The 6,712-nt window shown below is 28.1% G+C and carries 9 protein-coding genes; 2 read left to right on the top strand and 7 right to left on the bottom strand.

Going from position 1 to position 6,712, the window contains the following annotated elements; all coding sequences use genetic code 11:
• From Q0V15_RS10680 to Q0V15_RS10670, 3 genes are all read right to left on the bottom strand, one after another.
• The coding region (locus Q0V15_RS10680; protein WP_297438830.1) for a hypothetical protein at positions 1–218 on the bottom strand (218 nt) is incomplete at its 3' end.
• A 195-nt stretch (positions 219–413) separates the two neighbouring features.
• The gene (locus tag Q0V15_RS10675; RefSeq protein ID WP_297438828.1) at positions 414–1,076 is read right to left on the bottom strand and encodes an NAD(P)H-dependent oxidoreductase; all 663 of its coding nucleotides are present in this window, start codon (positions 1,074–1,076) and stop codon (positions 414–416) included.
• 358 nt (positions 1,077–1,434) lie between these two features.
• Positions 1,435–2,100, bottom strand: a complete 666-nt coding sequence (locus tag Q0V15_RS10670) for an NAD(P)H-dependent oxidoreductase (protein WP_297438826.1) — start codon at positions 2,098–2,100, stop codon at positions 1,435–1,437.
• Positions 2,101–2,345: 245 nt separating this feature from the next.
• Here Q0V15_RS10670 and Q0V15_RS10665 point away from each other — a divergent pair, with 245 nt between their 5' ends.
• Complete coding sequence (locus Q0V15_RS10665) at positions 2,346–2,909, top strand: class IV adenylate cyclase (protein WP_297438824.1); 564 nt, start codon at positions 2,346–2,348, stop codon at positions 2,907–2,909.
• Between the two features lie 115 nt (positions 2,910–3,024).
• Here the strand turns inward: Q0V15_RS10665 and Q0V15_RS10660 are convergent, their stop codons facing one another.
• Positions 3,025–3,426, bottom strand: coding sequence for a hypothetical protein (locus Q0V15_RS10660; RefSeq protein WP_297438822.1), 402 nt, complete (start codon positions 3,424–3,426; stop codon positions 3,025–3,027).
• 245 nt (positions 3,427–3,671) lie between these two features.
• Here Q0V15_RS10660 and Q0V15_RS10655 point away from each other — a divergent pair, with 245 nt between their 5' ends.
• Positions 3,672–4,622 carry a ribonuclease Z gene (locus Q0V15_RS10655; RefSeq protein WP_297438820.1) on the top strand — a complete coding sequence of 317 codons (951 nt, stop codon included), beginning with the start codon at positions 3,672–3,674 and terminating at the stop codon, positions 4,620–4,622.
• Between the two features lie 39 nt (positions 4,623–4,661).
• Here the strand turns inward: Q0V15_RS10655 and Q0V15_RS10650 are convergent, their stop codons facing one another.
• The 3 genes from Q0V15_RS10650 to Q0V15_RS10640 all read right to left on the bottom strand — a co-directional run.
• The gene (locus tag Q0V15_RS10650; RefSeq protein WP_297438818.1) at positions 4,662–5,516 is read right to left on the bottom strand and encodes a DegV family protein; all 855 of its coding nucleotides are present in this window, start codon (positions 5,514–5,516) and stop codon (positions 4,662–4,664) included.
• Between the two features lie 113 nt (positions 5,517–5,629).
• Positions 5,630–6,472 (bottom strand): prephenate dehydrogenase, encoded by an 843-nt coding sequence (locus Q0V15_RS10645; protein WP_297438816.1) that lies wholly within the window; start codon positions 6,470–6,472, stop codon positions 5,630–5,632.
• Between the two features lie 109 nt (positions 6,473–6,581).
• Positions 6,582–6,712: type II 3-dehydroquinate dehydratase (locus Q0V15_RS10640; RefSeq protein WP_297438832.1), on the bottom strand; the 131-nt coding region annotated here is incomplete at its 5' end.

The raw sequence follows: 6,712 nt of genomic DNA, 5'->3' as shown, positions 1-6,712 counted from the left end.
TTATGCTTAGTTGCATTAGCTAATCTACTCATATCAATCCACCCTTTTACCCCATTAAAAGTAATTTCTATCCATGACACTCCATTAGCACCTATGATAGGGCTTATCCCTGATTTATATATAAAATCACCTATATATAATTTATATAGAATTTCTCCTTTAGCTACCTCAGATTTCATTTCAGTATTATTTTTATTTATCATATTATATCTAAACATATAGCCTTACAAACCATCCTTATTTTTTATTTTATGTGTACGCTATACTATGAGGATTTTATTATAATTGTGATAATTTCACTATTCACTTATTTTTCTTCTTAATAACTAAAAAAAGCCCTATAAAATATCATTCATCAATCTGAACTACATTTTATAAGACTTTACTATCTATAATTTTTATTTAATTTTTAATTATTTAACCCACTCAATTACATCTTCAGCTGTTCTTCTAGCTTTAGTTCTGTTAGGTGCTTCTGCTCTATAACCAAAAGCTATAAGATAAGTAAATTCATATTCTTCTTTATTTAATAATCCTTTTTCTACAAGGATTTTTTCTACTGCTTCTTTATCAAATCCTTCAACTGGGCATGAATCTACACCTATCATAGCTGCTGCTGTCATCATATTACCCATTGCAATGTAGTTTTGTCTACAATTCCAATCAAGTAATCTATCTGAACCCTCTGATATTTGCATATTAGCTTCTTGGAAACCACCAAGCATAGGTAAAAGTCCTGCAAGGAATTCTTCATCTACACCTTTATTATCAAGCCAGTTATTTTTAACAAACTCTGAATCAAATCTAGTATCTTTTCCCACTCTTGTAAGTCCTAAGATTATATGGCTTGTTGTAGCAACTTGTCTTTGGAATCCCCATGAAACTTTAGCTATTTCAGCTATAAGTTCTTTATTCTCAACAACTAAGAATTTCCATGGTTCAAGACCAAATGAACTTGGTGATAATCTAGCTGTTTCAGCTATCATTTCCATATCTTCTCTTGGAACTATCTTCCCGTTAAATTCCTTTGTTGCAAATCTAAAGTTAAATATATCTATTACATCTTGTCTATTCATTTTAATTTCTGCTACTTAAAATATAGACAAAAGTGTCTATATCAAGAAAATTACTGTTTCTCAGTCCCTCATTTCGTATATACTACTCTGATTTGATATAGAACTCCACAGTCTTTAAATCCGAACTAGCCATCCGTATATAAGTAGCTTTCCCCTTTCTTTATTTTGTTATTCATTTGGCTAGGGCTATTACACACTTTCTCGATTTAAAAGTATGTTTAGGTACTTTTATACCTATTTATCTATAATTCTAAGAACTATTAAAAGCTCCTTTGTGATTTAATATCTTCTATTAGTATAAGTAGTATTTATAAAATTTATTTAAAATTTTCTTCAAAATCCTTTAAACATTTATAAATTATTTTATAACTGAAACAACATCCTCAAATGATTGTCTTGTTTTTGGTCTTGGCTCTTCTTTTCTATAACCAAAAGCAACTGTTGTTCCTATTTCAAATTCATTTTTATCAAGCATACCTTCTTCTATAAGAATCTTTTCAAGTGTTGCATGGTCATATCCACCAATTGCACATGAATCAATCTTAAGAAGTGCAGCAGCACTCATCATATTCATTTCTGCCATATGAGTTTGAGTATTTGAATACATAAGTATTAAATCATCTCTGTTTTCAATATCAAATCTAGCTATTTCTAAGCTCTTTAAAGTTTCTGTTATTTGAGCTGCAATTTCAGCTGGAACTTTTTTAATATCATTTAATAAGTGAGCTATGTACTCTGAATCATATTTAAGTGATTTACCATTTCTAGTTAGTAAAACAACAAATTTACTACATGTAGGTATTTGTCTTCTTCCACCCCATGATACAGCCCCTAGTTCATCTTTATATTTTTGATTATCTATAACAACAAATTTCCAAGGCTCAAGACCCATTGAACTTGGTGCAAGTCTTCCTGCTTCAAGTATTACTTTAAAATCCTCGTCACTTATTTGCTTTGTATTATCAAATTCCTTACAAGCGTGTCTAAAATCTAAAGACTCCATTACTACATCATTCATTTTCATCTCAATCTCTCCTTAATCTATATATTAATTTTAAATTTAATCTTCTCTTTAATTTTGCAAAATATAATTTCACACAACCATTACTATTATTATAATAACATACTATGTGTATTTTGTGAATTATTATAAAATATTTCTTCTTTATAAGATTACCCTAAATTTTATCTTCTTATGCAATATACCTTTGAAATATATAGAATATAACTTTATAATTAGAGTATTAAAATCATTTGGAGGATTTACTTATGCAAGAATTTGAAACTAGAATTATGGATATTGATATTCAAAAAATTAGAGAGATATGTAAAAGTGTTTTTGCTATCAATGTAAAAAAAGAAAATCAAGTTAATGATATATATGATTTTTCTGATAGAAGCCTGCTAAATAAAAAAGGCTATGCTAGAATCAGAACTGTTGAAGACCTTATAAATAATAAAACTGTATATTTTATGACAACAAAAAAAATGATATCACAAGATGTTTTTAAAATTATGGAAGAAAATGAAACTATCATAGAAGATGGTGAAATGGGTGCTAAAATTTTTACATCACTTGGTCTTGAGCTTCAAGAATCTATAAAAAAATATAGAGAAAGTTATAAATATAAAAACTCTCTTATAGAAATTGATATAAATGATGAGAGTTTCTGTCCATTCCCATATATAGAAATCGAAACAACATCTGAAGAAGAACTATCAGAAATTGTTACACTTCTTGGTTACACAATAGAAGATACAACATCAAAAACTATTTACCAGATATTAAAAGAAAGAGGTTTTTCACCAAGTCCTAAAGGAAAAGGCTTATAATATTCTAAAAATAGAGTTAATATCACATTTGATATTAACTCTATTTTTAGAAAAAAAGGATTATAACTATTTTACTAGCTATAATCCTACAAATATTCTAATAATTATATGAAGTTTAATTTAAATATTTAACTGCTAAATTTCCATTAAGATGCTTCATGGTATCACAAAGTTCATGCTTTGAAACTTTTATTAAATATCTAAAGTTTTTATCTGTTATTATCTCTAGACTTCCCGACTGATTATAATAGTTAAAGCTTTTAACTTCGCTATAAAGCACAGTAGTATCATCATTTGATGCATTACCCTTCTCAAGCTCTCCTATTACCATATTATCATCCATAAAGGCTACTAAATAGCTCTTACCTTGATTGAACATATTAAAAATATTACCTATAAATGATTTCTTTTTTGTATTATCTACATATGACCCCATTAAATAGCTAATTATTTTATCATTTTTTATACTAAGTCCCGAAGGAACTTCAGCGGTCGATCCATATCCGAGTTCAGACATTTGTTTATGCACTCCCTTTTTTATTAAATTTGTTACTGTATTGTTTATTATAATAAAATTATTTTACAAATGCAAATAACTATATCTATTTAACATAGTGCAAAATATAGTAAATTATACTTAAAATTATTGTAAACTATAAAAAAACATTTTTTTCATATTTAATCCAATTTGAAGTATAATATTAGTATATTATTTAAATTAAATAATGATAACTTAAAATAAAAATAAAACGAGGTGAATTTATGATTGATTTAGCTATGCTTGGTGTTGGCGGTGGAATGCCACTCCCTGGTCGTTACTTATCGGCTAGTCTACTTAATTTTAAAGGCAGAAAAATATTAATAGATTGTGGTGAGGGAACTCAAGTTTCAATGAGAGAACTCGGTTGGGGCTTTAAAGCAATAGATATTATTTGCATAACACATGCACATGGTGATCATATTGTTGGACTTCCTGGACTGCTTTCTACTATTGGAAACTCTGGGCGTGAAAATCCTATCACTATAATAGGACCAATTGGTATAACTAAAATTGTAGATGGACTAAGGCTTATAGCACCTTATCTTCCTTATGAAATAAATATGATAGAAGCTGAAACTTCTGATTTTAAATTTATGGTTAATGATGAAAATCTAAAACTTACTGATAAAGATAGTAAAGTTTTTGAGGCTCTTGAAATTTCAACACTAAAAGTAGACCACTCTACAGAGTGTATTGCATATAGTTTTAAAGTTGATAGAGCTCCTAAATTTGATATAGATAAAGCTACTAAAAATAATGTACCTAAAAATTTATGGGGAAAACTTCAAAAAGGTGAGAATGTTACAGTAGATAATTTAGTTTATTCTCCTGATATGATACTTGGAGATGCTAGAAGTGGTCTAAAATTATCTTATGTTACTGATACAAGAAATATTGATGAAATAATAAATTTTGTTTCTGAAAGTGATTTATTTGTATGTGAAGGAACATATGGTGATGATGGTGATATTGAAAAAGCTATTAAAAATAAGCATATGACATTTAGAGAAGCTGCAACTCTTGCAAAATCTGCGAATGTATCAGAGCTTTTACTAACACATTTTAGTCCTGCAATGCCAAGTCCTAGTCTATTTTCAGATAATGCAACATCAGTATTTGAAAATACTACAATTGGTGAAGAAAAGCTTATTATAAAGCTTAACTTTAAATAAAAAAATGGGTATATCAAAGCGATATACCCATTTCTTATATTATTTTTCTGTATAAAAAGCCAATCCTACACTTCGAGGACCAACATGAAGCCCTATCACTGCTCCAATATCCATTATCTGTGCATCAATTCCAAATTCAGATTTTACTCTTTCTTTGATTTCAATACCCTCTGCTTCATTTAATATATGATAAACTACAATAGCTTTTACAGTTTTTTCACTATTTGCAAGCTTAACTTTCTCAAACATTTTATCAACTGCTTTTTTATGAGTTCTTATTTTATCAAAAAGATCAACTTGCCCATCTTTCACATGTAAAAGTGGAGTTATTTTAAGTATCCCACCAATTAAGCTAGCAATTTTACCAAGTCTTCCACCCTTTTGTAGGTTTTTAAGACTACCTGGTATAAAAACTATATCAACTCTTTTTTTCATTTCTATAATATGATTTTTTATCTCTTCAAGACTAAGCTTACCTTCCATAGCAAGTTTTGCAGCCTCAACAACTAAAAACCCCATACTCATAGCTGTTGTTTCTCCATCTATAAGTTCAATCTTAGCATTTGGATATTTTTCAGTAACTATATTCTTTATAAGATGTGATGTTGAATATGTCCCACTAAGTTTTGAAGATAAAAATATTCCAATAATATTATTTCCCTCACTTGCTGGATTTAAAAACACTTCCTCAAACTCATCCATTGCTGGTTGTGATGATGTTGGAAGTTTATCTGATTTATCTATTTTTTCATAAAACTCCTTAGAGTTTATATCTAATTCTCTTTCACTTTCTCCATTTGTTATCACGCTTAATGAAACAACTCTAATGTCATACTTCTCTATAAATTCTTTTGGTATATAGCTTGTACTATCTGTTACTATTTTAATAGACACTTCACGCCTCCTAAATAAATACTAATATTTCTAAATACTTTTTAAAGTTTCAAAATATTGATAAAAAATATTATATACCCAATGCTTTGATTTGCAAAGTATTTTTTAATAACCTATAAATTTTTACGTTTATTTGTTGCACTAACAAACAAACTCTCAAGATTTTCCCTATCATCATTTTTTATTGCATCTTTAAGTTTTTTAAGTTCATCTTCAAAATCAGTTATTTTATTTATTAAATTTTCTTTATTTTTTAAAAACAAATCGCTCCAAAGTTTTTCATTTATATTTGCAATCCTTGTTATTTCTTTATAAGAATCTCCTGTAAATAAACCTGTATCAACATCTAAATTATCACTATTGACAAGTGAAACTGCAATTGCATGTGGAAGTTGACTTGTAAAAGCTATGATATTATCATGTTCTTCTACCTCTGTTTCAACAATATTTAAAAAGCCCATCTTTCTTGCAAGGAACTTAACTTCATCTATATTTTCTTCTTTATTTTTATCAGTTCTTGTTATTATAAAATTTGCTCCTATAAATACTTTTCTTGAAGCATATTCTATTCCACTTTTTTCTCTACCAGCCATTGGATGCGTTAATATAAAGTCAATATCATCTGATATTTCTATGTTTTTAAGTATATTATTTTTAACCCCTGATGTATCTACAATAACTATTCCCTTTTTAAAATTTGCTTTATTCTTTTCAATAAAATTCTTTATATCATCTGGATATAAACTTAAAATTATCATATCTGCATCTTGTAATATTTCCTTTGCTTCATTACTATCTGCAACTCCGCCTTTTTCTATTATCCCAAGCTCAAAAGCTTTTACTATTGTTTCTTGTTTTAAATCTATCCCTTGAATATTTACCCCATATATTTTCCCTCTAAGGCTAAGTCCTATTGAACCTCCAATTACTCCAAGTCCCACTAATGTTATATTCATAAATCCTCCTTAAATTATTGATAAAAAAAGAAAGCTCTATAAAACTAAATCTAATCAAAGTTTTATCCTTGTTTAAATTCTTAGTTATATCTAGCTTTCTCAAAATGTCTTATTTTTCACTTAAATGATTTTCTAATGCTCTAATCCCCATAATATATCCAAACTCACCAAATCCACATATCTGTCCTATACAAGCAGGTGCAGTTACTGATTTATGTCTGAACTCTTCTCTTTTGTGTA

The sequence above is a fragment of the uncultured Clostridium sp. genome (assembly GCF_947036855.1).
In the GTDB taxonomy this organism is placed as follows: domain Bacteria; phylum Bacillota; class Clostridia; order Clostridiales; family Clostridiaceae; genus Sarcina.
The sequence above is the reverse complement of the archived record's forward strand: the minus strand, read 5'-3'. Positions and strand labels throughout refer to the sequence as shown.

Coding starts and splice junctions, on each gene's coding strand:
- Q0V15_RS10675 (WP_297438828.1), bottom strand. CDS start 1,076: ATGAATAGACAAGATGTAATAGATATATTTAACTTTAGATTTGCAACA.
- Q0V15_RS10670 (WP_297438826.1), bottom strand. CDS start 2,100: ATGAAAATGAATGATGTAGTAATGGAGTCTTTAGATTTTAGACACGCT.
- Q0V15_RS10645 (WP_297438816.1), bottom strand. CDS start 6,472: ATGAATATAACATTAGTGGGACTTGGAGTAATTGGAGGTTCAATAGGA.
- Q0V15_RS10660 (WP_297438822.1), bottom strand. CDS start 3,426: ATGTCTGAACTCGGATATGGATCGACCGCTGAAGTTCCTTCGGGACTT.
- Q0V15_RS10665 (WP_297438824.1), top strand. CDS start 2,346: ATGCAAGAATTTGAAACTAGAATTATGGATATTGATATTCAAAAAATT.
- Q0V15_RS10655 (WP_297438820.1), top strand. CDS start 3,672: ATGATTGATTTAGCTATGCTTGGTGTTGGCGGTGGAATGCCACTCCCT.